Below are 24792 nucleotides of genomic sequence, written 5' to 3'. Positions count from 1 at the left end.
TATGCAACGTTCAAGAGCATCATCCGAGCGTAGCGAGGCAAGGGCGCCAAAAATGGATGGCGTCCGCCGCGCCTTATGGCGCGATAGCCAAGCGGGCGGATGTGCCCGCCCGGCGCCTGAGGTTAAATAAATAAACTTCCTGCCTCTAATCTATTCCAAGACGGCTGCGTTTCTCCTCGGGCGATAGAAAATCTGCCTCGCTTACCTGTTGCCACAGTCGTTCTCGATCCTCCGACAGCGCGGGTATCTGATCACGGTCGATCGCCAGCTTCGCCTCCGGCCACCATGCTTCCAGACCCCCTGCCAGCCCGTCCAAGATCTTCCCGGCCAGCGGCAGGATTGTCAGTCGCCACAATGCCCGATTGGCTTCGCGGTAGTTGGCGTAGCTATTGTCTCCGGGCAGCCCCAGGAGCATCGGCGGCACTCCGAACGCCAGTGCAATTTCTCTCGCCGCGGCTGCTTTCAAAGCCACAAAATCCATGTCGGCCGGGGTCATGCTCATGCTCTGCCATTTCAGGCCGCCTTCGAGCAGCATCGGTCGGCCAGCATTACCGGCCCCGGCAAAGCTCGCCTCCACCTCGGCCTTGAGCCTGTCAAACTGGTCCGGCGACAGGGCCGATCCATCCGGTCCGGGATCAAAGACCAGCGCGCCTGATGGCCTCGCCGCATTATCGAGCAAAGCTCTGTTCCACTCAGCCGCCGCATTATGTACCGCCACCGCTTTCGCCGCAGCGCCAAGGCAGCCCAGACCATAATGGTCATCGGTCGGGTGAAAAGCCTTGATGTGAATGATCGCAGGCCGTCCCATTTCATCTTGCGCGGCAAAGCGGGTCTGATGCTCGCCTGCACGATAGACATAGGCGACTGGCCAGCCCTTTTCATCCGGTTCAATCGTGATCCGGTCGGGCCGCAGGGCAAACAATTCAGCCGGGCGCTCAACACCTTTGGCATCAGGCGCGCACATCACCTGCACATAAGCATTGCCATGCAGTAAAAGATGGGCAGCGATGGTTTCAAGGAGCGATTGCCCCGCACTACTTGCGTTTATGAGCTTTGCAATCTCATCCTCCATCGGTGCAAGCGGCGCATCACCGACGCCTTCAGCAACAATCCGCACCGCGCGTTGCGCGATGGCATTGTCGATATAGGCTTCGCGCACACGACCCTCATAAGAAAAGGGCGCTTCTCCGGAAAAAGCGGCTCCTCCATAGGTGCCGATATAGCTACGCCCCAAAGGTGGTTTTGTTTGCTGCCCATGTCCCTTGAAGGTGAGCGACAGATTTTCCCAAAATTTCATGTTTTGTGGTTCCTTTTTTATATTCCCTCAAGCGCCGGGCGGCGACATCCGTCGCCTTGGCTATCGCGCCATAAGGCGCGGCGGCCGGTCGGCCTTGCCTCGCTGCGCTCGGACGATGTTCTCTAGGTTGTTCTCTAGGTTGTTCTCTAGAACCATACCGTCGAGGTCGCGCTGATCCGACGCATCGCGTTGGCAAGCGCGACCGCTCGCCCGAGCTTATGCGAGGAAAGCCAAGCGGGCGGATGCCCGCGCCCGGCGCTTGAGGGAATCAAAAAAACTCCCTCCTAAACCCGCACCCTTGGCTCTCGCTTCCGTCCCAACATCAATTCCGTCAGCGCATAGACGAGCGCATCCGCCCGATCCGGTGATCGCCCCGGCCCTTCGTAACCGCCACCGATCAGCAGCCCGCACAGCTCATCCTCCAGACGCGGGAACGTGCCCGCATGGAGCACCCGCCCTGCTTCATAAAGCGCCGCCACCGGCTCGGCTCGGGCTACCTTGCCGCGGGAGGCATGTACCAACCGGACCGGCAGCGAAATATCTGCCGCCTGCAGCACCGACTTCACCATCGCACCACCCTGATTGGCCTCCGCAATCACACGGTCGGCACCCCAGATCCGGGCCGCATCCGCAACCGCTCTTGCCCATGTTTCGGGGCTGGACTTCTCGACGCTGTTGTCCGCGAAAACCACGGCTTTATTGTCCGCACACAAAGCAGTCACAATGATCCCGCAGGCATCTCCGGTTTGTGAGGCGGGCGGGTCAACACCGACGACTACGCGAACCGCTTGGCTGGCTTCGTCGCAGACAACCCGGCACTCCTCCAGCATCGCCCGTGTCCACAATGCACCTTCCAGCTCCTCGATCAGCTCGCCGTTCAGTTCCTGCCGCCCCAACCGCGTTCCGTCATAGTCGGCCTTCATCACCTCTATGAAAGCCGCAGGCAGGTTTGCAACATTGTCTTCGGTACCGCCCCGCGTGATCACAGTGCCGCTATCTTTGACCCCACTATCCTTGACCAGCGCCCGTACCAGCGGTACCGGCCTTGGCGTTGTCGTCGCCGCGATTTTGGGCGCGCGGCCCAGCCGCAAACCCATTTTCAGATTGTCCCAGGTCGCCAGCGCCTGTCCGGAATTGTTGGTCCACTTGGCAATCTCGTCGCACCATGAATGGCTATGCTGGGGGCCGCGCAAACCTTCCGGTTCCGCTGCCGAGTAGAGATAAGCCTCGGCGCCATTCGGCCAGCGCAGACGCTTTAACGACGGCTCCCACAGCGGGCGGTTCTTTGTCGGAGCAATCGACAAGAGCCCGCTTTCACCCTCCACCATTACCATCCGCGTCTCGGCAAAATTCGCGCCAACCAGCGCAAAGCGCGCGCTGCTATCGGCCTGGGCAATTTCGCGGACCCATTCCGCCCCGGCGCGGGTCTTGCCAAAGCCGCGACCGGCCATGATCAGCCATGTGGTCCAGTTACCGGCGGGTGCCAATTGTTCGTCCCGCGCCCAGTGATGCCAGCTGGCTTCAAATTGCAAACGGGTTTTGCGATCCATCTCGCCCAGAACAAACGCACGCTCAGTGTCTTTCAGCGCGCCAATCTCAGCCGCCGTTCTTACGTCACCTTCCATGCACTGCACCGTTCCTTTCGCGGTGATCAGGATCTTGTTCCACTGCCTTTCTTCGTCGCTGCTCTGCCCGAAAGGCGCGCAAACGCACGTTGATCTTTTTCAGCTTGTCCTCCAGCCTATCTTCCGGCTCCTCCTCCACCGCCTGCTCGGCCTGCGCCGCGCGCACCAGAGCCACGGTTTCCTTGTGCAGGCGCAGCAGTTGCAAGGCGGTTTTGTGATCATAGTCGCGCACCGTGCCGACATGCTTGCCATGATAGTAAATCTTGCGCTCCACCCCTTTGCGAGCGCGTTCCAGCATTTCCATTTCGAGCAACGCATAACCCTCTGCCAGCGCCTTTAGCCAGGCGGCGGCGAAATCGGGATCGCGCTCTCGCCAGAAATATAATGTGCCATTGGCGATACCTGCAACCGCGGCCGATTTCTTGATGCTGGACGTGATCGCCAGATGTTCCAGAAAGGCGCGTTGCTTGGCCGCTTTGTGGTCGGCGCGCGGGTCAGTACCGGACTCCGGAGCGATGGCGCCGGGCCGGGGGTCTTCATGTGTTTCAGCCATATCTATCCTCACGCCCGGATCGCGTGGGACCGCGGGCATCAAAAAGGGCCGGCACGCTGAAAACCCCCGGGCCAGCCCTGTGGTGGGGCCAAACCGGTGGTTCAGAGCCGCTCGGCCCGAATCACAATTTCTCGATGTTCCTGATATGTACCAAAACAGCGTGACGATGTCAAGTATTTTGTACCTATTTGGTTGCAAAAGGAATTTGGAAGTTAGGGGAGCGGCGGCTGCTTTATCCCGAAAGCGGACGTTAGAAGTAGACTTGGGTTATGGCTTTTTAGTTCTTCTCATGTGCGGGAGACTGTTAATGACAAATGTCGAAGCGCATCTCGCAGTCGGATTCTCCAGTGCAAAAGATAGATGACCCCAGTCTTTTTGAATTGTTAGGTACCAGCACGGTCCATGAGAGCAGGAATCTCCCACTTGCCCGAGACCAAATTGTTTTTGAATTTGAGCTGTTCTTACGCATTGAGGGCCTAAGCCCTCAAGTTCGAACACCAGCCCTTTTGGTGTCGGGTGTAATTTTCCGCCAGAATTGCTCAAGTTGTTGACTTGCACTTCGTCGAAAAAACATCCTTCTTTCCCACATTTTTCGGGCAATGAAAATGACGGTGCAATTTCGGAAGCCTGCGGTTCCTGATCTATTACCTCATCGATCCGATCAAACAGTGCTTTTTCGGTTGAATTTAAGGTTGAACGATTTGCCCAAAAGAAAATACCTAGCACCACGGTAGTCACGATTATTGTTGCCAGACCAACTTTATTCATCGTCGAATCGTAGCTGGAAAATCAAAAAGATCAAATCGCAGATTTCTTGTTACGAATGTCCGCTTTTGCGCCCCTAGCGGACACGAAAGCTGGGTTAGATCAATCTGAACGGATGAGAGTACTGCAAACGGTTTGCTCCTGTCCTTAGGCTCTGTGAACCGGCATGATCGCCTACTGCGCCTCCGCCAATACCTCGCGGTAAATATCGGCCTTTTCATCAATCGCCAGCCGTTCTGAGCGCTCCAGCTTGATCGGCTCAGCCAAGGGTTTACCGGTGGCATCATCAAATAGCGGTGATTTCTTGAGCTCCGAGTTGAACCGCGCCTTGAGGACCCGGACCAGCAGCTGCCACAACATACTGGGCATGCTGGCGGTCTTGACCTTGCCGGGATCGCCTGCGCCGGATGGTATCGAGACATGCTCGACAGCCGATCCCACCACTGCATCGGTTTTTCCTTGGTCAAAGGCCGACAGGATCAACGAGAGAAACGGAAAGCGCGTGGAGCTGAGCGTATTGGCAATCGGTGTTTTACAGCTCGCGCAATACCAGCGCAGCAGCGGCCCGCCGGTAACGGTCACACAGGCAAGCTTGTCCTGTCCTTTGCTGATGGTGAATTTCGATGAGTCCATCTGATAGACATGCGTCCCGGCATGGTCGTCCAATATCTGTTTTTCCCTGCCCAGATAATGGGCAAAGGCCTGACAATCATTGCAATGGCAAACCAGACGGCGACCGTTTGGCGGAAAGGATTCGCGCACAACACCTTGAATGGCACCGCATTCACATTGAAATTCAAGAGTTTGTGGGGGACTGGTGGTGGGAGTCATAAGTCATCCTGATATCGGGGGAATCGCTGTTTAATATAGACGCCGCCCAAAATCCTCCCCCTTTTTTGCAGGTACGTGATGCGTCTATTCGACCGCCCGCCGAAGCGCGCTGCACGTGACAAGGAATTATAAAGCCTTCAACCCGGCACTCTCGATGACCTGAGTGCTAATATATTCCTCCGCCATTTCGGCGAGCTCGCGCCCCAGATGCCAGTCAAGAATTTGCATGTCGGGAATGATCGGCGGATTCACCAGCAGGTCCTGATCGCCGAGCATTTCTTTCGATGCCATCCGGCTTGCCACCACCATCGACCGGGACATGATCTCGACTATCGACGGGAACTCCGCCTCCCGCTTTTTGCGTAGCAGCACGTCCTTCATCAATGTCCAGCGCCCGCGGATATCTTCATATTCTACATCGGTGCGCCAGATCTCGTCAGGATCGCCCAGCGACACCACGATATTGGGACCGGTTTTCAGGCCATGCATGACCTTGACCGGCACATTGTCGAGCACCCCGCCGTCGACAAGAATATTGCCATCGCTATCGATAAAGGGCGGCAATATGGTCGGCAACGATCCCGAAGCACGGACACATTCCCACAGCGGCCCGCGCCGATGGACGTGCAGGCCATTGGTCGACAGGTTGGTAGAAACGCCAAAGAAATTTATCGGTTGATCCGCAATATCCTTGGTCCCGTATCGTTGACGCAGCTCGGCATCGAACACGGTTGGGTCGAGCAGCGAATAGAGCGGCAGCGTCAGCCGCCGCATCGCCTTGGCCTTGATGAACATCGCTTCCATCTGGTCGAGAGTCTCTTCGACCGTCATCCCGCGGGCAATAGCACCGCCCATCGCCGCGCCAGCACTGGCTCCGCCGATAAAGTCGATCGGAATATCGGCCTGTCTCAGCGCCTGCACGACACCCAGATGCGCGCAGCCCAGCGCCCCACCGCCGGCAAGGACAAGGCCGACCGCACGGCCCGTCAAGAAGCGGGCAATCTTGGCGAAATCGGCATCGCTATCAAGAGCGACATGATGATGCAGTTTCGGTTCGCGCGGATCGATCCAGGCCGCGCTTTTGGTGATCGTTTTGTCGGCCTTCTCCCGCACCAGCAACAGGGACCGCTGCGGCGGAGCAATCCAGCGCATTGCCGTCTGTTCCATAGCATTGGGCTCGGGTTCGGCCCGCCCCGGACAGCCGACCATGACCAGAGCATCGGCATTGCGGCAGACCTGACCGCCCCATTCCTCCGACCCGCTACCGTCAATCAGAACATATGCACCCTTGGCTTCCTGCTCCGCCAGCCAAGCCTGATAGGCCGCACCGTCGGAGGCTTCATTTGTCCCCTGATCCACTGCGATTATTGGGGTATCGTCTTTCAACACCGCTTCAAAGGCGGCCGCTAACCGCGATAGTAAGCCGTCGGGCAATTGGCTGGTTCCGGCAGGTAGCAAGGCAATTACACGCGGCGTTCCGGTTGATACCGATGCCGTGCGCGCCGTGGCGACGGCAAGGCGCTCCGATACCAGTTTCAGCATCGCCTGGGTCAGTTCCGGATGATCAAGGGCGATATTGTCAAACGCTTGGCGGGACACTTCCAGCACAACTGAATCGCGCATCGCAATCACATCGGCGGTGCGCTTGCCGCCCGCGAAAAAGGCCAGTTCGCCGACCGCTTCTCCGGCTTCGATATGTGCGACAATATGGACCTTGTTGACCACCACGCGGAACCGGCCGGATTCGACAAAATAGAGCGCGTCGGCGTCATCGCCCTGCACGACGAGATTTTCGCCACCTGATACGGGCTTCAGCGTGGACACCGATTCCAGTGCATCGAGCGCCGCCTCCGACACGCCGTCAAATAGCGCGTGGCGGGCCAGATTTGGTCCGGAAACCGGTGTTTCAGTCATGTCGTCCCCTAGGCGCGACCCCGTTCAGGCTGTTATCTGCCCTTCTGTGTTGATAATCAACGCTTATTCATTCTCAACCCAGCGCGCAGATCAAACCGCGACTGGGCGCAACCTTGTTGGCCAGCATTTCGAGATAGGCGCTTTGCAAGGCATCCTGCCCCGAGAGATGTTCAACCGAGAGATGGTTCGCCACACTCGAAACAAAAGCGGCAAATTGTTCATCCACCATCGCGCGAAACGTTGCAGGGCCAACTTCTTTCATCAGCGTTTCAGCCACTGTTGGCGCGAAAAACAGCACCGGCGCAGGGCCCTTCAGATCACCTGTACCTTTGCGTTCCTCAAAATGAGTGGCCCCCACCATGGAGCTGAACTTCAGATTGGCATCCCAATGCGCGTGGATCGCGGTAAGCAACGCGCTGTTGCCGGCAAAGTCAACCGATACGATATTCTGCGATGCATCGGTGCTGGACAGATCATCATAGGTCAGCACCTCATCATAAAGCCCGGTTCCTTCAACAAACGCCTTGTTGCCGGCCGAAGTCAGACCGATGCGCTTGATATCGGGGCTGAGATTCTTGGCAACCACCGCCAGACCCAGCGCCGTTTTGGAAGATGCACTGGTGAGCAGCACCGCATCCGCGCCATGCCAGTCGGCTTTGCGCATCATGTCCTCGATCAGGAAGCTGGTCGTGAACAAAGGTTGATAGAGGGCGCGTTCTTCTTCCATCTGCCCTACATCCATGCCGAGACGGTGATATTGATTGTAGATGATCGCCAGCCCTTGACGATGTTCGGCATGATCAACAAATCCTGCCTCGGTAACATTGTCCGGGGATACAACCAAGTGGCTGGCCATTGGCAGATAGCCGTAAACCCGCTCGCCAATCGCAATATCGGCATTTTGTGAAGCCACCACCTTGGCAAAGCCCCAGACCGGTACAATGCCCCAGTCTGCATCACCTGTCGGGAAGAAATTCCAATAGCCAAAGCCGTCACCGACCGCAGCATAGGTAATGTTATTGGCCGTCAGCGCATATTTCTCGATCTCCAGCAAAACCTGACCTTCGCCAAGCTCCGGCGAAAGTCCGGCGTGCCACTCACTTTGCGGAAGATCCGCCTTTTTCACCCATAGGCTGCTTGTCTGGTCACTCATTTGGCTGCTCCATCTGTCAAAGAATCATCATATTGGTTTTGATTTTCTAACTTTATCATAGGCTTTCACGCGCGATTGGCAAAAGCATTTGCCAAAAACGGCGGGACTGCTAATCCTGTTGCGATTGTAATTAAATTACAGCCCGAACAGGGTGGAGTTTTCAGCGCCAAAATGCGCGATACGGGGAGAATTTGAGTGAGTACAGCGCCAGTTTCGGGGTTTGAAGCGGCTATTCAGCCGGTCACCAATGTATCGGACTTTATCTGGGGCGGGACCTGGAATGGCGAAGCGGTTATAGCAATTGCTGGTCAGCCAATTCCGCCGATGGTAATCATCCTGCTGGGCGCCGGTATCTATTTCATGATCGGTCTGCGCGGCTATCCGCTGCGCCGCTTGTTCCCGGCCCTCGCTGGCCTTTTCAAGAAATCCGACAGTAAAGGCGCGGGTGAGATTTCTCCCTTCGCAGCCTTGTCGACGGCCCTTTCCGGGCAAGTGGGTACCGGCAATCTCGCAGGCGTTGCGACGGCCATTACACTCGGCGGGCCGGGTGCGATTTTCTGGATGTGGATCACTGCTCTGTTCGGCATGGCGCTCGCCTTTGCCGAAGGGTCGTTGGCCATCCGCTTCCGCGAACAAGCCGAAGATGGCACTTATCGCGGCGGACCCATGACCTATATTACCCTTGGTCTTGGCCCGAAATGGACCTGGCTGGCAGTGCTTTTTTGTATCGGCGCCCTGTTTTCAGCGCTGGTTACCGGCAATGGTATTCAGGCCAACAGTTTGGGCGACAGCGCCAACGAGCTGTTCGGGGTCGAAGAATGGATTGGCGGTGCGGTTGCTGCCATCGCGGTGTTTGCAGTCATTATCGGCGGCATCAAATCCATCGGTAAAGTCGCTGAAACAATCGTTCCATGGATGGCTGCGGCTTATCTTGTGATGGCTTTTATCGCCCTGATGATCAACCTGCCTTATCTGCCGGAAACCTTCTCCCGCATCTTTGCAGGCGCATTTGGCTATGACGCCGCGGCCGGTGGTTTCCTTGGCGCGATGATCATGATTGCCATTCGCGCCGGTGTTGCGCGCGGGCTGTTCTCCAACGAGGCGGGTCAGGGTTCCACACCGATTGCCCATGCTGTTGCACAGACCAATGATCCAGCGGCACAGGGCCGTTTTGCGATGATGGGCACGTTTATCGACACCATCGTGATTTGCACCATGACCGCACTGGTCATGCTGACGGTCGCTGGCGACTTTACCGTGACCGATGCCAATGGCGTCAAAACGGCGGTGGAACATGCCTGGCAATCCGACCTCAATGGCTTTGCCATGACATCGGGGGCTTATGGTGCAGCCTTCCCGTTTGAAGTGTTCAGCATTCCGATTGGCACGTTGATTGTCTCGGTCGCGCTGATCCTGTTCGTGTTCACCACCCTGCTCACCTGGAGCTATTATGGCGAGCGCGCGATCACCTATCTTTACGACCTGCTGCCCGGTGCGAGCCTCAGCGGCGAGAAAAAACTGCACTTTATCTGGCGCGTCTTGTGGTGCGTGGTGATCTTCTTCGGTTCCTTCGCACCCCTGCAACTGGTCTGGCGCTTGGGCGATATTTCGAACGCCGTTATGACGCTGCCGAATATTGTAGCTCTGCTTGCCTTGTCCGGCGTGGTCTTTGCCCTCGCCAAGGGCAACCGCACGGCTGGCACCGACCACGGCCGGGAAACGCCGAAAGAACTGCAAGAGGAAGTGTCGGGGGCAGCGGGGCATTAGGTTTTTGATTCCATCAAGCGCCGGGTGCGGGCATCCGCCCGCTTGGCTTTCCTCGCATAAGCTCGGGCGCGCAGTCGCGCTTGCCTCCGCTTCGTGTCGGATTGGTGGCAACCCAGAGGTTATATGTCTGGCGCGAACCTTGAGAGCATCGTCCGAGCGCAGCGAGGCAAGGGCGCCAAAATCAAATAGCGTCCGCCGCGCCTTATGGCGCGTAGCCAAGGGCACGGATGTGCCCGCCCGGCGCCTGAGGGTCAATAAATAATGCTCAAACGCCTTTACGAATGGATGCTCGACAAGGCCGGTCATCCACAAGCGACCAAGTGGCTTGCGGGGATCAGCTTTGCGGAGTCGAGCTTCTTCCCCATTCCGCCCGATGTCATGCTTGCGCCGATGTGTTTGGCCAAGCCGAAACGCGCCTATTGGTATGCTTTCATCTGTACCGTTTCGTCGGTGTTGGGCGCTTTGCTTGGCTATGCGATCGGCTTTTTCCTGTTCGAAACTGTCGGTATCGCAATCCTTGAATTTTACGGCGTGACCGACAAGTTCGACGTGTTTGCGCAGAATTTCAATGAACAGGGCTGGATTGTCGTCCTGCTCGCCGGGTTTACGCCATTACCGTTCAAGGTGATCACCATTGCGGCGGGCAGCACTGCCATGCCGCTCTATATCCTTATCTTCGCAGCCATTATTGCGCGATCCGCTCGCTTCTTCCTTGTTGCTGTTCTGCTTGCCCAGTTTGGCGCACCGATGAAAGAATGGATCGACAAGAATTTTGCGCTGGCGACAACGCTCGGCGGAATACTCTTTGTTGGCGGCTTTGCCGCGGTGAAGTGGTTGGTTTAGACGGCTGAAATTCGAAGTTTGTGCTCCGCACTTGATGCGGAGCCTAGGATGGATGTCCTTACGACCTACTCTAAGCTCCGCATCAAGTGCGGAGCACATCCCTTTTAACCCCACCACGCAATTTCTTCTTCAGCCCGAACAAAATATTTCTAGCGATATTTCGGACACTTGCTTAAACGCAAATGATGAGCACGAGACAAGTTTCAAATAGCAACGATCCTGTGATCGAGAATGTCAGCCAGCTTATCGAACCGATGCAAGGTGGGGAGAAGCCGAAAGACCAATGGCGCATTGGCACTGAGCATGAGAAATTTGTCTATTGTACCACCGATCATCACGCCCCCAGCTATGACGAGCCTGGCGGGATCAAGGACCTGCTGCTCGCGCTGCAGGAATTTGGCTGGAAGCCGGTGGAAGAAAACGGCAAAGTCATCGCCATGGCCGGAGACGACGGCACGGTCAGCCTGGAGCCAGCCGGACAGTTAGAGCTATCCGGTGCGCCGCTCGAGAATCTGCACGAGACCTGCAACGAAACCGGGCGCCATTTGCAGCAAGTCAAAGCCATTGGCGAAAAAACCGGCAAGGGTTTCCTTGGCATGGGCATGTGGCCGGACAAGACCCGCGCCGAGCTGCCGATCATGCCCAAGGGGCGTTACGGCATCATGCTGAACCACATGCCGACCGTCGGCAATCTCGGCCTCGACATGATGCTGCGCACCTGCACGATCCAGGTTAATCTCGATTATTCCAGCGAAGCCGACATGGCGCAGAAATTCCGTGTCGGTCTGGCCCTGCAACCCCTCGCCACCGCGCTGTTCGCCAATTCGCCGTTCACCGAAAACAAGCCCAATGGTTTTGAAAGCTTCCGCAGCCATATCTGGTCGGACACCGATCCGCACCGCACCGGCATGCTGCCCTTCGTATTTGAAGAGGGCTTTGGCTATGAACGTTATGCGGAATATATGCTCGACGTGCCGATGTATTTCGTCTTTCGCGACGGCAGATATATCAATGCGGCGGGTCTCAGTTTCCGCGATTTCCTGAAGGGCGAATTGTCCGTCCTGCCCGGTGAGAAACCGACCATGGCTGATTGGAATGACCATCTGTCCACGGCCTTCCCCGAAGTGCGCCTGAAAAGCTTCCTCGAAATGCGCGGCGCCGATGGCGGACCATGGAACCGTATCTGTGCCCTGCCCGCTTTCTGGGTCGGTCTGCTCTATGATCAGACTGCGCTTGATGCGGCCTGGGACCGGGTCAAGGGCTGGAGCATGGAAGAACGTGAAGCCTTGCGCAACGCGGTTCCAAAACAGGGATTGAGCGCGCCGCTGCCGGGTGGCGGCAAGCTGCTCGATCTGGCCGGGGAAATTCTCGATATTGCTTCCGCCGGCCTTACCGCACGGGGCCGCCTGAATACCAGCGGTGACAATGAAAGCGGTTTCCTCGACCCGCTGCGGGATGTAGTCGCCAAGGGCAAATCACCGGCTGCTCAGCTGCTCGATCGCTATCATGGCGAGTGGAATGGCGATTTGTCGCATATCTATGACGAGATGAGTTTCTAAAATCACCCAAAGACCTGCTTTAGGCATGGTTTTGTAACGCAATTGCAACAGTTGCGCCGGATTCCGCACAATCGCGGCCCTTAACATCCCGGCAAACTTGACCATAGCGGCCTTGATGGTCAGGGGTTGCGGCGCGGGGAACAGGGAAGCTCTCCGAGTCCATTACCAACGCCATTGCCGGAGATAATCGTCATGCGCCGCATATCCGTATCTGCCATTTCACGTTTCGCCCTTGCTGGAGCTCTGCTCGCAGGCGGTCTATCACAACCCGTTCTTGCTCAGGATGAAGCCGGTGCTGCTGATGATGATCAGCTCGGCACCATCGTCGTGACCGCACAGCGGCGCGAAGAAAACCTGCAGGATGTGCCACTATCCATCTCTACGCTGAGCGATGAACGGTTGGCGGCAATTGGTTCCGGCGGTCAGGACGTCCGCGCCCTTTCGGCTCGCGTGCCCAGCTTGGTGGTTGAGTCCTCCTTCGGCCGGACATTCCCACGCTTCTATATTCGCGGCCTTGGCAATACCGACTTTGACTTCAACGCTTCGCAGCCGGTCAGTGTCGTCTATGATGATGTCGTCCTTGAAAATCCAATCCTCAAGGGCTTTCCTGTCTTTGACCTCGACCGCGTGGAAGTTTTACGCGGCCCACAGGGTACGCTGTTCGGCCGCAATACGCCCGCTGGCATCGTTAAGTTCGATTCCGTCAAGCCGGGCAATGAGGTTACCGGCCATGCACGCCTCAGCTATGGCCGCTTTAACGCGCTGACCGCTGAAGGTGCGGTCACCCTGCCGATCGTCGATGACACGCTGTCGGCCCGCCTCTCGGTTCTCTACCAGCGTCAGGACGACTGGATCGACAATGACAATCCTTCGGCGCCCGAAGAAGATGCACTCGAGGGCTACGAGGAGATTGCCCTGCGCGGCCAGCTGAAATTTACGCCGACTGATGAACAGGAGCTTCTCATCACCGGTCAGTATCGTGATCTCGAAGGAACTGCTCGGGTCTTCCGCGCCAATATTTTCACGCGCGGGCAGTCCGGCCTCAATGCAAATTTCGATCGCGATTCCGTCTCGGTCGACGGCCAGAATGACCAGCAGATCGAAACCTATAACATCGCCGCGCGCTATACCCACGATCTTGGCCCGGTATCGTTAATCTCGGTAACCAGTCTGTGGGGCGGTGATGCGACGTCGGTCGGTGACGTGGACGGCGGCTTCGGTGCCAACTTCCTGCCGCCCAACCTGTTCGGTCCTGGCGACATCCCATTCACGGCTGAAACCCGGGATGCAGTGCCTTTCCTCACACAATTCACGCAGGAAGTGCGCCTCGAAAGCAATGGCGATGGCCCGTTCGACTATCAGGTCGGCTTCTTCTATTTTGACGAGGACCTGCGCATCGACAGCACCAATTTCTCGACCCTGGGCGATCCGTTCAACCCGGTTGGCGGCCCGAATATCTTCGTGCGCCAGCGTCAGTCGAGCGAAGCCTTCGGTATCTTCGGTGCCGTTACCGTCGAGCTCACCGACCAGCTCAGCATCTCCGGCGGCCTGCGCTACAATGATGACGAGCGCGACTATAGCGTGGTTCGTTCGCTTGATAGCCAATTCCCTGCCTTCCTGCAGAACCCGCTGGGCACCGTCACCCGTTCGGTCAGCGATGACAATGTCACCTGGGACATCAGCGCCACCTATGCCGCCACGGATGATATCAACCTGTACGCCCGCATTGCCCGCGGCTATCGCGCGCCAAGCATTCAGGGCCGCATCCTCTTCCCGCCGGCCACCGCAACACCGCTGGAAGACGGCGTGACGATCGGCGATTCCGAAACCATCCAGTCCTATGAAGCCGGAATCAAGGCCACCGTCTTTGACGGTCGCGGCCGGATCAACCTCAACGGTTTCTACTATGACCTCAATGATGCCCAGCTGACCGCTGTTGGCGGGGGCGTCAATGCCAACCGGCTGATCAACGCGGACAATGTCCGCGGTTACGGCTTTGAACTCGACACCGAATTCAAACCCATACCGGAGCTGCTGCTCACCGCCAGTCTCAGCTACAACAATACCGAGATCCAGGATGACGGCCTGACCACCGCCGCTTGCGGAGCGACGCGGGTGGACACGTTCCCGGACGTCTCGCTTTGTACCTTGCTCGATCCCATCGTGACGCCGGCCGCTCCATTCTCTGCGGCTATTGTCAGTATCGATGGCAATAGCCTGCCACAGGCACCCCGCTGGATCGCCAACTGGACTGCAGCCTACAGCATCCCGGTCGGCGCTGGTGAAGTCTATGCCTTTACCGATTGGTCCTACCGTTCGAAAATCAACTTCTTCCTCTATGAATCTGTTGAGTTCCAGGATGGTGGCCAGCTCGAAGGCGGCCTGCGTCTCGGTTACAAAACCGACAGCTTTGACGTCGCCGGCTTTGTCCGCAACATTACCAATGATGAGTCTGCAGTCGGCGGTATCGACTTCAACAACCTGACCGGTTTCGTCAACGAACCGCGTATCTGGGGCATTGAAGCCGGGTTCAAATTCTGATCAGAAATTAAACGCTGATTGCTCTGAATCCTCGTTGAGAGAGGCGGATATCTTGTCCGCCTCTTCGACCCCTTCCAGATTCGCGAGCGTTAGGCCCAATAGCCGCACGCCATTTTCCACCGGCATGATGCTGGCCAGCAATTCGCGGCCAATATCGGCAAACTCGGCTTTGCCTTCGACATTGCGTTCGAGAGACTTGGACCGGGTGATCTGCCTGAAATCGGCATATTTGGCTTTCAGCGTCACCGTCCGGCCGCGCGATCCGGATTTTTCGATGCTGTTCCAGACAATGTCGATAATCTTCTCCATCGCTTCTTCCAGATCCGTGTCGCTGACCAGATCGCTGCCATAGGTGCGTTCGCCGCCAACCGATTTACGGATGCGGTTGGGTTTAACCTCGCGGTGGTCTACGCCGCGAGACGCGCGGAACAGATAGCCGGCCGATTTCCCGAAATGCTGGCGCAAAAAGTCCTCCGACTGGGCGCGCAAATCAGCGCCCGTATGGATATCGAGCTTGGCCATACGTTCGGCGGTTTTGGGGCCCACTCCAAAAAATCGCCGCACCGGCAATTGCGCAACAAAATCCGCGCCCTGATGCGGCTTGATGACACAAATCCCGTTGGGCTTATTCTGGTCGGATGCGATTTTGGCGATGAACTTGTTATAGCTCACTCCAGCGCTGGCCGTCAGCTGTGTCTGCTTCTTGATCTCCGCGCGGATCATCTCGGCTATACGAGTGGCATTGCCGATGCCCATCTTGTCTTGTGTCACGTCGATATAGGCCTCATCGAGCGACAGCGGCTCAACCAGATCGCTATGGCTGCGGAAGATCGCGCGGATCTGCTGCGACACTTCGCGGTAGACATCAAAACGATGCTTGACGAAAATCAGGTCCGGGCAGCGCCGTTTCGCGGTCACCGAAGGCATGGCCGAGCGCACACCAAATTGCCGCGCTTCATAGCTTGCCGCCGCAACTACGCCGCGTGCTGCCGATCCGCCAACCGCAACCGGCTTGCCGCGCAATTCGGGATGATCGCGCTGTTCAACGCTCGCAAAAAACGCATCCATATCGATATGGATGATTTTGCGAATGCCGAGCTGTTCCGTCATCTTTCGGTTCCAGCAGCCTCGCGGTATCGCTCCATCAGCGCCGCGGGCACTGCCATACGCATCATGGGCGGGAAACTCGCCCGCGCGCCACAGCTGACATAGTTCATTATTAGGCTATCCTCATCACCGCGCAGCTGTCCGTTTTTGTAGATTTCTATGCGCCCGTCATGATAGCGCATTACCGGAAAATTACGGGTCACCCCGTCTTTTTCCTGCGCGATGCTGTACCAGCCCGTCGCCCCGTCAAAGCGCAAACCCTTTACCCTGAGCCCGCAAATATGAGCATTGGCACCAATGGCATCACCATAGGCTTCCAGACTACCATCCATGCTGCGTTTAACCAACAGGCTCGCACGTGCCTCGCCGGCCAATATGGGAGTCAGTTGCCCATAGCTTGGCGACTGCTTGATGTCGTCAGTGAGCGGAAGAACATCTTCCAGAAACAAGGCTTCTTCATCGGGCTTAAGCCAATCCGGTTCTCCCAGAAGCCCGATCAGATGACCGACACGCTGATCATAAGAGCGGCGCAGACAATCGGTTGGATATTGCTCTAGTCCGCAAGCATCCCGTTGTTTCAACCACGCTTTCTGACTGGCCTTCACGCTGCGATCCCGTTTGAGCACCTCTTTGTAAAGCGCCGCGACTTGCCGGTCATAGAAGCGCATCGTGCTGTTATATTCACCGCAAATCTCTTTCTCGACATCAGTCTTCGATCTGCCGCAATCGAACGATGGCGCATCATTTTCCTGTGCTGTCAGCGCTGATGCCATCAGCACCGCCCAGGTTTCGGGCAGCACCATGACTTTCTCATCACCGCCGGATATAAAAACCGGCCCCATGAGACGGGCATCCTCAAATTGGGTCAATTGACGGGGACTGATGATTGTCTGGTTCAACACCACGCCAGTCAGATTGGCATCGTAGAAACCAAAGCTGCTCCAATCGGAAAAGGCGAGATTTGTGACCTGCGCACTAATGCCGTTGCGCCCTATCGGGCAACCATCGATGACTGTAATCCCGCAATCAAATTTGAACCCGGTCAGGTTGGCACCGTCCAGGTTGAGTCCCTCGACATCCCCGTCCCAGCTGCCGTCCAATTTGCCGCTGCTCCAATCAACTGCCTTGGCATCGACCCGGGAAAAAATGCTGCTGCGGATCAGGATATCCTGCATATTTGCGCCGACCATTCCGGCGGCGTCCAAATTTGACTTGATGAAACCGACCCCGGGTGCCTTCACCCCGGTCCAGTCCGTGCGGCTGAGGTCACTTTCCACAAAACAGATATTGGACAATTCAACGGCGGTGAAATCCCAACCCGAAAAGTTGCCGCCTTGAATCAGGATGGTGTCCTCGCCTGCCGCTTTGGAATAGGCCGCGAGCTGCTCTGGTGACGTTATTTGCTTGCCGTCATAGCTTTTCATCGCTTTGCGTGTGTCCCTGCCCTCGACGCTGCCATAGATATCGCCATAGGCATATTGGCACCCGGGAATCGGCGGTGTTGGCAATTGCGCAAAGGCGGAGTTGATCATGAAAGGCAGCGCCATCATAATGCCGCAAAGCCAAATCTTCATGTATTTCACGATCCTCAAAAACTCCCTGTTCGTATTCCGGCCAATCTCTATAGCATTTTCACCTATAGCCACGATGAATATTAGTTGCCATAGGCCGCCAGTGAATAAGAAAGCGCTTCCTTTTCCTATAGGCCGTATTGAGCTGATCATCATGATGGCTAGCCTGATGTCGCTCAATGCGTTGGCGATTGACATCATGTTGCCAGCACTGGGTCTGATATCCGATGATTTTGGCCTGGCAGGCGAAAATGACCGGCAATGGATCGTCACATCCTATATTTACGGCATGGCGATCGGCTCGATCCTCTATGGCTCGCTTGCTGATCGATATGGCCGCAAACCGATCGTACTGGTGACCACCGGCGTGTACATCCTGTTTGGACTACTCTGCGCTGTTAGTGATAATTACGATCTGATGCTGCTCGCGCGATTCATTCAGGGTCTTGCCGCATCGGCCATGGGTGTCCTCGCCAACAGCATCATCCGCGACCGTTACGAGGGCGATGCAATGGCCCGAACCATGTCGACAATCATGATGGTTTTCATGGCGGTTCCGGTGATGGCGCCAATGCTCGGTCAGCTCGTACTGGTATTTGCACCATGGCAGGTGATTTTTATCGTCTTGTCCGCCTTTGGCGCATTGGCGCTGATATGGGTGCTGATCCGCTTGCCCGAAACGCTCAAGCCGGAGGACAAAACGCTGATCAACATGGCGTCGGTCACCAGCGCCTGGAAGAGCGTTATCCTACACCGGAACGCTGTAGGTCATGTTCTGGCCAGCGGCCTTATGATGGCCCCGCTTTTTGCCTTTATCGCATCGGCACAGCAGATATTTTCCGATACATTTGATGCCGCCGACATTTTCGTTTTCATCTTTGCGGTCAACGCCATTGCCATGGCTTTCGGTAATTTTATCAATAGCCGGATCGTGATGCGATTTGGAGCGCGCCGTGTTTCGCAATCGGCGCTTCTATTCTTCATCTTCGTGGCGATCATCCATTTGGCTGTCACGCTGTCGGGATGGCTCAACCTGCCGCTGTTCGTTGTCCTGCTGGCTGCATCCATGGGGATGGTGGGCTTTACCGGCGCGAACTTCAGTTCCATCGCGATGCAGCCTTTCGGCAAAAGCGCGGGTGTTGCCTCCTCATTCCAAAACTTCACCCGAACGTTGATATCCGCAGCGATTGGCGGAATCATCGGTCTGCAATTTGACGGTTCTACCCTGCCATTGGTGATCGGATTTTTCTTTTGCGGCTGCGCTTCGTTTCTGTTTGTTTTATGGGCAGAAAAAGGGCAGTTATTCCGGCGTGTTCAGGCAGTTGTAACCAAAGAGCCACTATCGCCGAAAGAATAGATATCTTAGAAATATATAGGGCAGGACCACATGAAACAGTCTCAGATTGCAAAGGCCGCTATGTTGATTGGTGGACTGTTGATGACATCACCAGCACTGGCCTCTGGCTCGATAAATGGCAATTGGGTAACGCAAGACGGCGATGCAATCGTCAAAATCGGTAAATGCGGTAACACAGTCTGTGGACGGTTACACAAATATCTCGTCACACCACCCAATGGCGTGGACCAGAAAGATATCAACAATCCGAATAAGAAACTACGGAGCCGCAAATTGCTGGGTATAGCGGTGCTATCTGGTTTCAAACTGGACGGCAAAGTCTGGCGTGGGCGGATTTATGATCCCAAAACCGGGAAAAGCTATCGCTCCGAAGTGAGCCTGCGGTCCCCGTCAAAGCTGAAAGTGAAGGGCTGTATTGCCTTTTTCTGCCAGGGACAGAACTGGACCCGGGAGAAATAGGGATTCTTTTTTGACCTCAGGCGCCGGGCGGGCACATCCGTGCCCTTGGCTTTCCTCGCATAAGCTCGGGCGCGCGGTTGCGCTTGCTGACGCTATGCGTTGGGCTGGTGCCACTTTCAGAGCATCGTCCGAGCGCAGCGAGGCAAGGCCGACTGGCCGCCGCGCCTTGTGGCGCGTAGCCAAGCGGGCGGATGCCCGCGCCCGGCGCTTGAGGTTATTAAAGAACCAAACCGAACGTCATTCTTCCATCGCCGCGATCCACTCGCCAAGCAAGGCCGCGCCTTCATCGTGAACCAATGACCGTCCCACTTCCGGCATAGCAACGCCAGGCTCCAGGCTTTTCAGCCGGTGCATCAATATGCTCTGGTCAGGCTGCCCTGGGGCGATTGCAAATTCAAATCCACCGCTACCACGCCCGGCCGCGACCGGGCGTTTTCCGACACCGATATGAACCAGTGCTTCCTCTTCATAGGTCAGGAACAAGCCCGAATTGCTCGCCGATCCCTCGCGGTTGTGGCAATGCGCACAGTTAATATCGAGATAGGCCCGCGCCCGACTTTCCAATGGCATGCCGTCATCGGCATAATCCGGTACGGGCGGATGATCACCAGCGGTTTTTTCGAGCATCGCATTACTGAGCAACATGTCCAACGTATCATGCGGCAGGTTGCGCATTTTCGGCCCGATCGGAACGACCGCTCCTGACAGGGAATGGCATTCCTTGCACTGGTTCTTGTTGGGCACGGCATAGCTGATGTCGCGCTTATTCCCGGAAGGGTCCGTGAAGCTTACCGGTATCCGTTTGCCCGCGACTTTCAGCGTAGCCTCAGTCTGCTCTGCATTCCAGACATAGGGCAAAGCAATCCAGCCATCAGCACGGTGCAAGAGCAAGCGGGTTTCGAGCAACCGGTCTTTCCCGTCTATTTCATAGCCAAAGCTTTTGATCAGCGCGGAGCCAACCGGAAATTGGACTACACCATCACCGCCAGCCACCGCCTTTTTCCCGGCAGGGATATAGATATAGCGGTATTTCTCGGCATAGTCGGTGAATAGGGGGCTGTTGAGCTGATAAAGCTCAACGCCCTTGTTCGGCTGCCATCCCGCCTGGTCCTTGAAAAAGCCAAAATCCGACAGCTTTTTTGGCATACCGTTTGCTGTGATCACAGCATCGTCAACCAGCGCGACAGGTGCAGTCGGCGCGGCGCTGACCGCGAAACCGGCAACACAAAGAGCAGTGGCGGCGAGAAAAGTGCGCATTATTTGAGTGCGGCCTCCATCGAAGCTGGCAATATAATAGGCGACAGTGCCGCGGCTTCGCCCGGACCTTTTTGCTTATGAAGCGATGGCTTGGCTTCCATGGGCGATTGCCCTACCTCAGTCAGGCCAAGATTGAGCACCGGCACCGCATCATTGACAATTAGCCCCTTCCCGAGCCCATCATAAAAAACCGCTGGCAATGCACCGCCAAATGCCGCCGCCAGTTGTTGACCACCTTCAAAATCAGGCGCAAATCCCGCCCGGCCGTAGACATTGTCCGCGATATAGACGTCTCGCGGGGTTGGATCATAATTGGGATCATTGAATTTCTGCGTATAGGCCACCACCATCACGTTGCTGGTGCCATTGTTAATCATGGCATTTTCAACAACTTGCACATTTCGATTGGCCATTACCATCACGCCGGTACCGGCCGGAACACTGGCAACGATATTACCTTCGGGTGCGAAATTGTCGGTGTTGTTATTGATGATTGCATTGCGCGCGACCAGCACATTGTGCCCGCCCATTTGAGGTAAATTCGGCAAGTCAAACACCAATATACCGCCGGTATTTTCGGTCACCAGATTTTCGGTGACTTCGGCATCAAAGCTATTCTCAATCTCAATCCCCGCGACATTTTCAATAGCGGTGTTGCGACGAACAATGATATTTTTCGACTGGCCGACATAGATGCCGGCATCAGAAGCACCCCGCACGACACTGTCCTGCACAAGGATATCGCTCGCCTCCACCGGATAGATTCCATAAGCACCGTTGCTGGCTTTCGGACCGCCGGTCCATTCCACGCGAACCGCGTGATAGACGATCCGGTCCGCCCCTTTGGATTTGATGCCATCACCCTTGCTGTCCTCAACCGCGAAATCGCGCAAAACGACATCATCGGAAGTGACCAGCAGGCCCTCGCCCGCTCCAAGCTGCCCCGCGAAATTGAGAATGCTCTTGTTCATTCCGGCACCGCGAACGGTGACTTTGTCGACATCGAGCGATAGACCATCGGTCAGTTCAAACGTCCCCGCGCCCAGCTCAACTACATCGCCTGGCTCTGCGAGAATAAGCGCTTCCTGAAGCCGTTCCTGCGCATCGGCGCCCGCCTCAACTGTAATGGTTTTGGCCAGCGCTGGCATAGTGCAGCACAAAGCTGTGGCGGCTAGTAACGTCCGGATCATCATTTTCTCTCCCATTTAAGGGGGATAATGACGCAATTTTGTTCCCTTGCCAATAGCATTGACAAGACTGTTAGTAATAGAGCTCGTCCGTTCTAAGCTGTTTTCTTTTCTCGAGCTGCCGAACGATCAACCTTCAGGCATCGTCCCGGGACGCAGATAAGCAAACATATGCGGTATGTAGTCCGCCTTGCCGAGTTCAACTTTCTCGCTGCGCAATATGGCATATGCGGTCATCAGGTGGAAATAAAACTGAACCAGCGCCCAGTCGCGAGCATATTGCTCTGCAGTCAAGTCGAAGATCATGCCGTTGGGCAATTCATGAGCGATGGGTCTGCCGGGGTCTCCATCCAGCGCGTCAGAAGGGAGGCCGTCCAGCAAGGCAAGCGTTTCATCAATCCGGGCCAGCGCATCCGAAAGTGAGCCGGGCTGTTCTCCGCCATTCCGGCCCTCATTGACAAGGTCATCGAGAGAGTCCGGAAAGGCCTTGCCCTGAAGCCGGTATATTCCTTCCAGCGCCTGCACGCAGACAAAGCGAACCTGAGTCGAAAGCGGAAACATGTCAGGTGCCAGACGCGCGGACAGCAAAGCCTCCGCATCAGCCTCCGGCATTTGTGCCTGCGCTTTCGTCAACCAGCCCGAGAGCGATTTTAGCAATTGCATATAAGTCGGGACGAGGAGCTTCGTTAATGACATGAGTGTTTCTTTCAATCTCGGACCGCTATTGCTCCGCTAAAATCCAGTCGACTGCGGCATCCGCATGGATTTCGGTGCTGTCATATATCGGCAGGATATTCGCCTTGGTATCGATGATCAGGTCCAGTTCAGTACAGCCGATCACAATCGCTTCTACTTCCTGTTTGGCGATATTGGTGATGAAGGTTTTCAATGTCCGCTCGGAATCGCGCTTCACCTTGCTGAACATCAGCTCCTCGTAAATGATCCGCTCAATCTCCTCGACCCGGTCCTCGTCTGGCGGGGTCAGGGTAATACCCTTTCCGACCAATCGTTTGCGGTAGAAACCTTCGGTCATCACGTTGCGGGTGCCGAGCAGAGTGGCCGTCTTCACCCCATCTGCAACCATCTGGTCACCGACGCAATCGGCGATATGCAGGATCGGCACGCCCACTTCTGGCGCAACCTGTTCGTATATCTTGTGCATGGCGTTGGAACAGATCAAGATGGCTGTCGCACCGGATTGCTCAAGCCGTTTGGCAGAACGAGTCATCAAACCGGCGGCCGCATCCCAGTCATCATCCGACTGAAGGCGCGCATAGTCATTAAAATTCACGCTCTCAATCAATAGGTGCGCACTGGCAAAGCCGCCCAGCTTGCGCTGCACTTCGCTGTTGATTCGGCGATAATAGCTCTCGGTCGAAACCCAGGACATACCGCCAATCAGACCAATTTTACGCATCAATATCGTCCCTGACAAAGTTGTCCGCTTTGCCGGAATCATATCCTGCTAAAGCGATTTGACGATATCTTCGCACATTTTCTTGGCATCGGACAACAGCATCATGGTCTGATCCATGTAAAATACCTCATTGTCCACGCCAGCATAGCCGACACCGCCCATGGAGCGCTTGATGAAGAAGATCGTCTTGGCCTTATCAACATCGAAAACCGGCATGCCGTAAATGGGCGAGCCCTTGTCGGTCTTGGCCGCCGGGTTCACCACATCATTGGCACCGATGACAAAGGCGACATCGGCCTGCGCAAATTCGCTGTTAATATCTTCCAGCTCAAACACTTCGTCATAAGGCACATTGGCTTCGGCAAGCAGCACGTTCATATGCCCGGGCATCCGGCCTGCGACCGGGTGAATGGCATATTTGACGCTGACGCCCTCTTCCTTGAGCATATCGCCCATTTCACGCAAAGCATGCTGCGCCTGCGCCACCGCCATGCCGTAACCGGGCACGATGATGACATTTTCCGCCTGCTTCATCATGTAAGCCGCGTCTTCGGCGCTGCCGCGTTTCCACGGACGGTCGATCTTCTCGGCCCCTTCTGATGGTCCACTGTCGGCACCAAAGCCGCCAGCGATCACGCTGATGAAGCTGCGATTCATGGCCTTGCACATGATGTAGGACAGGATCGCACCGGACGAGCCGACCAGCGCGCCGGTAATGATCATCGCGGTGTTGCCGAGCGTGAAGCCCATCGCAGCGGCTGCCCAACCGGAATAGCTGTTAAGCATCGACACGACGACCGGCATGTCCGCGCCGCCAATCGGAATGATCAGCAGGAAGCCGATCACAAAGGCAAGCGCGACAATGATCCAGAAGACCATCGCTGTTTCGGCAGTAGGCAGGATCGCGAAATAGGCGGTCAGGCCAATGATACCCGCTAGCACACCGAGATTGATTACATGGCGCCCCGGCAGCATGATCGGTGCACCGGACATATTACCATTCAATTTCAGGAATGCGATGACCGAGCCGGAGAAGGTAATCGCACCAATAGCCACACCCAGACCGAGTTCGACCCGGCTGACGACCAGTATCTCACCGGCCGCGTCCAATATGTCAAAGGCGCCCGGGTTGAGATAAGCGGCAATACCGACCAGCACCGCCGCCATACCGACAAGGCTGTGAAAAGCTGCAACCAGCTGCGGCATATCGGTCATCGGGATGCGCCGGGCGATCACGAAACCGATCGCGCCACCAATGGCAATGGCAACGCCGATTTCCGGCAAGCTGGCTATATCATGCGTGACCAAAGTCGTGACCACAGCGATCAGCATACCAATCATGCCGAAACGATTGCCGCGCCGACTGGATTCGGGCGATGAGAGCCCGCGCAGAGCCAGAATGAACAAAACGCCGGAGATAAGGTAGGCCACTGCAACCCATGGATTAACCGCTTCGCCGGATGCCGCCATTGCTGGCGTGGCAAAACAAAACATAAGCGCGGCCATCAAGACTTTCGTCATCCCAGCGAAAGCTGGGATCTGCCTGATGCTTGGCGCTATATTTGAGGAGATCCCAGCTTTAGCTGGGA

At 56.3% G+C, this 24792-nt stretch carries 20 protein-coding genes; 6 read left to right on the top strand and 14 right to left on the bottom strand.

Annotated elements, in window-relative coordinates; genetic code table 11:
- Positions 1 to 145 precede the first annotated feature (145 nt).
- The 7 genes from AC6I9Z_RS05260 to AC6I9Z_RS05230 all read right to left on the bottom strand — a co-directional run bounded on the left by AC6I9Z_RS05260 (position 146) and on the right by AC6I9Z_RS05230 (position 8138).
- The gene (locus tag AC6I9Z_RS05260; protein WP_461458263.1) at positions 146 to 1297 is read right to left on the bottom strand and encodes a phage portal protein; all 1152 of its coding nucleotides are present in this window, start codon (positions 1295 to 1297) and stop codon (positions 146 to 148) included.
- A gap of 284 nt (positions 1298 to 1581) precedes the next feature.
- The gene (locus AC6I9Z_RS05255) at positions 1582 to 2922 is read right to left on the bottom strand and encodes a DNA-packaging protein (protein WP_461458265.1); all 1341 of its coding nucleotides are present in this window, start codon (positions 2920 to 2922) and stop codon (positions 1582 to 1584) included.
- Positions 2912 to 3475, bottom strand: coding sequence for a hypothetical protein (locus AC6I9Z_RS05250; RefSeq protein WP_461458267.1), 564 nt, complete (start codon positions 3473 to 3475; stop codon positions 2912 to 2914). The genes AC6I9Z_RS05255 and AC6I9Z_RS05250 overlap by 11 nt, the downstream gene beginning before the upstream one ends.
- A gap of 267 nt (positions 3476 to 3742) precedes the next feature.
- Positions 3743 to 4243: a hypothetical protein gene (locus AC6I9Z_RS05245; RefSeq protein ID WP_461458269.1), complete on the bottom strand. Its 501-nt coding sequence runs from the start codon at positions 4241 to 4243 to the stop codon at positions 3743 to 3745.
- 171 nt (positions 4244 to 4414) lie between these two features.
- Positions 4415 to 5071 (bottom strand): DUF6151 family protein, encoded by a 657-nt coding sequence (locus AC6I9Z_RS05240; protein WP_461458271.1) that lies wholly within the window; start codon positions 5069 to 5071, stop codon positions 4415 to 4417.
- Between the two features lie 126 nt (positions 5072 to 5197).
- A complete protein-coding gene (locus tag AC6I9Z_RS05235) occupies positions 5198 to 6985 on the bottom strand; it encodes a patatin-like phospholipase family protein (protein WP_461458273.1) in 1788 nt (595 codons plus the stop codon).
- A gap of 73 nt (positions 6986 to 7058) precedes the next feature.
- Positions 7059 to 8138 carry a DUF2855 family protein gene (locus AC6I9Z_RS05230; protein ID WP_461458274.1) on the bottom strand — a complete coding sequence of 360 codons (1080 nt, stop codon included), beginning with the start codon at positions 8136 to 8138 and terminating at the stop codon, positions 7059 to 7061.
- A gap of 195 nt (positions 8139 to 8333) precedes the next feature.
- On the opposite strand from AC6I9Z_RS05230, the gene AC6I9Z_RS05225 reads away from it, so the two are divergent.
- From AC6I9Z_RS05225 to AC6I9Z_RS05210, 4 genes are all read left to right on the top strand, one after another.
- The gene (locus AC6I9Z_RS05225) at positions 8334 to 9905 is read left to right on the top strand and encodes an alanine/glycine:cation symporter family protein (RefSeq protein ID WP_461458276.1); all 1572 of its coding nucleotides are present in this window, start codon (positions 8334 to 8336) and stop codon (positions 9903 to 9905) included.
- Positions 9906 to 10166: 261 nt separating this feature from the next.
- Positions 10167 to 10748 carry a YqaA family protein gene (locus AC6I9Z_RS05220; RefSeq protein WP_461458278.1) on the top strand — a complete coding sequence of 194 codons (582 nt, stop codon included), beginning with the start codon at positions 10167 to 10169 and terminating at the stop codon, positions 10746 to 10748.
- A gap of 185 nt (positions 10749 to 10933) precedes the next feature.
- Positions 10934 to 12307 (top strand): glutamate--cysteine ligase, encoded by a 1374-nt coding sequence (locus AC6I9Z_RS05215; protein WP_461458280.1) that lies wholly within the window; start codon positions 10934 to 10936, stop codon positions 12305 to 12307.
- 192 nt (positions 12308 to 12499) lie between these two features.
- Positions 12500 to 14848, top strand: coding sequence for a TonB-dependent receptor (locus AC6I9Z_RS05210; RefSeq protein ID WP_461458282.1), 2349 nt, complete (start codon positions 12500 to 12502; stop codon positions 14846 to 14848).
- Here AC6I9Z_RS05210 and dinB read toward each other — a convergent pair whose 3' ends face one another.
- Positions 14849 to 15958 (bottom strand): DNA polymerase IV, encoded by a 1110-nt coding sequence (dinB, locus tag AC6I9Z_RS05205; RefSeq protein WP_461458284.1) that lies wholly within the window; start codon positions 15956 to 15958, stop codon positions 14849 to 14851.
- The gene (locus AC6I9Z_RS05200; protein WP_461458286.1) at positions 15955 to 17529 is read right to left on the bottom strand and encodes a hypothetical protein; all 1575 of its coding nucleotides are present in this window, start codon (positions 17527 to 17529) and stop codon (positions 15955 to 15957) included. Before AC6I9Z_RS05200 ends, dinB begins: the two co-directional genes overlap by 4 nt.
- 100 nt (positions 17530 to 17629) lie before the next feature.
- On the opposite strand from AC6I9Z_RS05200, the gene AC6I9Z_RS05195 reads away from it, so the two are divergent.
- Positions 17630 to 18883 (top strand): multidrug effflux MFS transporter, encoded by a 1254-nt coding sequence (locus tag AC6I9Z_RS05195; protein ID WP_461458287.1) that lies wholly within the window; start codon positions 17630 to 17632, stop codon positions 18881 to 18883.
- A 30-nt stretch (positions 18884 to 18913) separates the two neighbouring features.
- On the top strand, positions 18914 to 19342 hold the full coding sequence (locus AC6I9Z_RS05190) for a DUF2147 domain-containing protein (RefSeq protein ID WP_461458289.1): 429 nt from the start codon (positions 18914 to 18916) through the stop codon (positions 19340 to 19342).
- A 237-nt stretch (positions 19343 to 19579) separates the two neighbouring features.
- Here AC6I9Z_RS05190 and AC6I9Z_RS05185 read toward each other — a convergent pair whose 3' ends face one another.
- The 5 genes from AC6I9Z_RS05185 to AC6I9Z_RS05165 form a co-directional block, all read right to left on the bottom strand.
- Entirely contained in the window at positions 19580 to 20599 is a 1020-nt protein-coding gene (locus AC6I9Z_RS05185) for an SO2930 family diheme c-type cytochrome (protein ID WP_461458290.1), read from the bottom strand.
- Positions 20599 to 21792 (bottom strand): parallel beta-helix domain-containing protein, encoded by a 1194-nt coding sequence (locus AC6I9Z_RS05180; protein WP_461458292.1) that lies wholly within the window; start codon positions 21790 to 21792, stop codon positions 20599 to 20601. Before AC6I9Z_RS05180 ends, AC6I9Z_RS05185 begins: the two co-directional genes overlap by 1 nt.
- 123 nt (positions 21793 to 21915) lie before the next feature.
- Positions 21916 to 22482 carry a DUF1993 domain-containing protein gene (locus AC6I9Z_RS05175; RefSeq protein WP_461458294.1) on the bottom strand — a complete coding sequence of 189 codons (567 nt, stop codon included), beginning with the start codon at positions 22480 to 22482 and terminating at the stop codon, positions 21916 to 21918.
- A gap of 25 nt (positions 22483 to 22507) precedes the next feature.
- Positions 22508 to 23203, bottom strand: coding sequence for an aspartate/glutamate racemase family protein (locus AC6I9Z_RS05170; RefSeq protein WP_109355041.1), 696 nt, complete (start codon positions 23201 to 23203; stop codon positions 22508 to 22510).
- Between the two features lie 48 nt (positions 23204 to 23251).
- Entirely contained in the window at positions 23252 to 24709 is a 1458-nt protein-coding gene (locus AC6I9Z_RS05165) for an NAD(P)(+) transhydrogenase (Re/Si-specific) subunit beta (RefSeq protein ID WP_461458296.1), read from the bottom strand.
- Positions 24710 to 24792: the final 83 nt, after the last annotated feature.

It is taken from the genome of Parasphingorhabdus sp. (assembly GCF_059726685.1).
The sequence above is the reverse complement of the archived record's forward strand: the minus strand, read 5'-3'. Positions and strand labels throughout refer to the sequence as shown.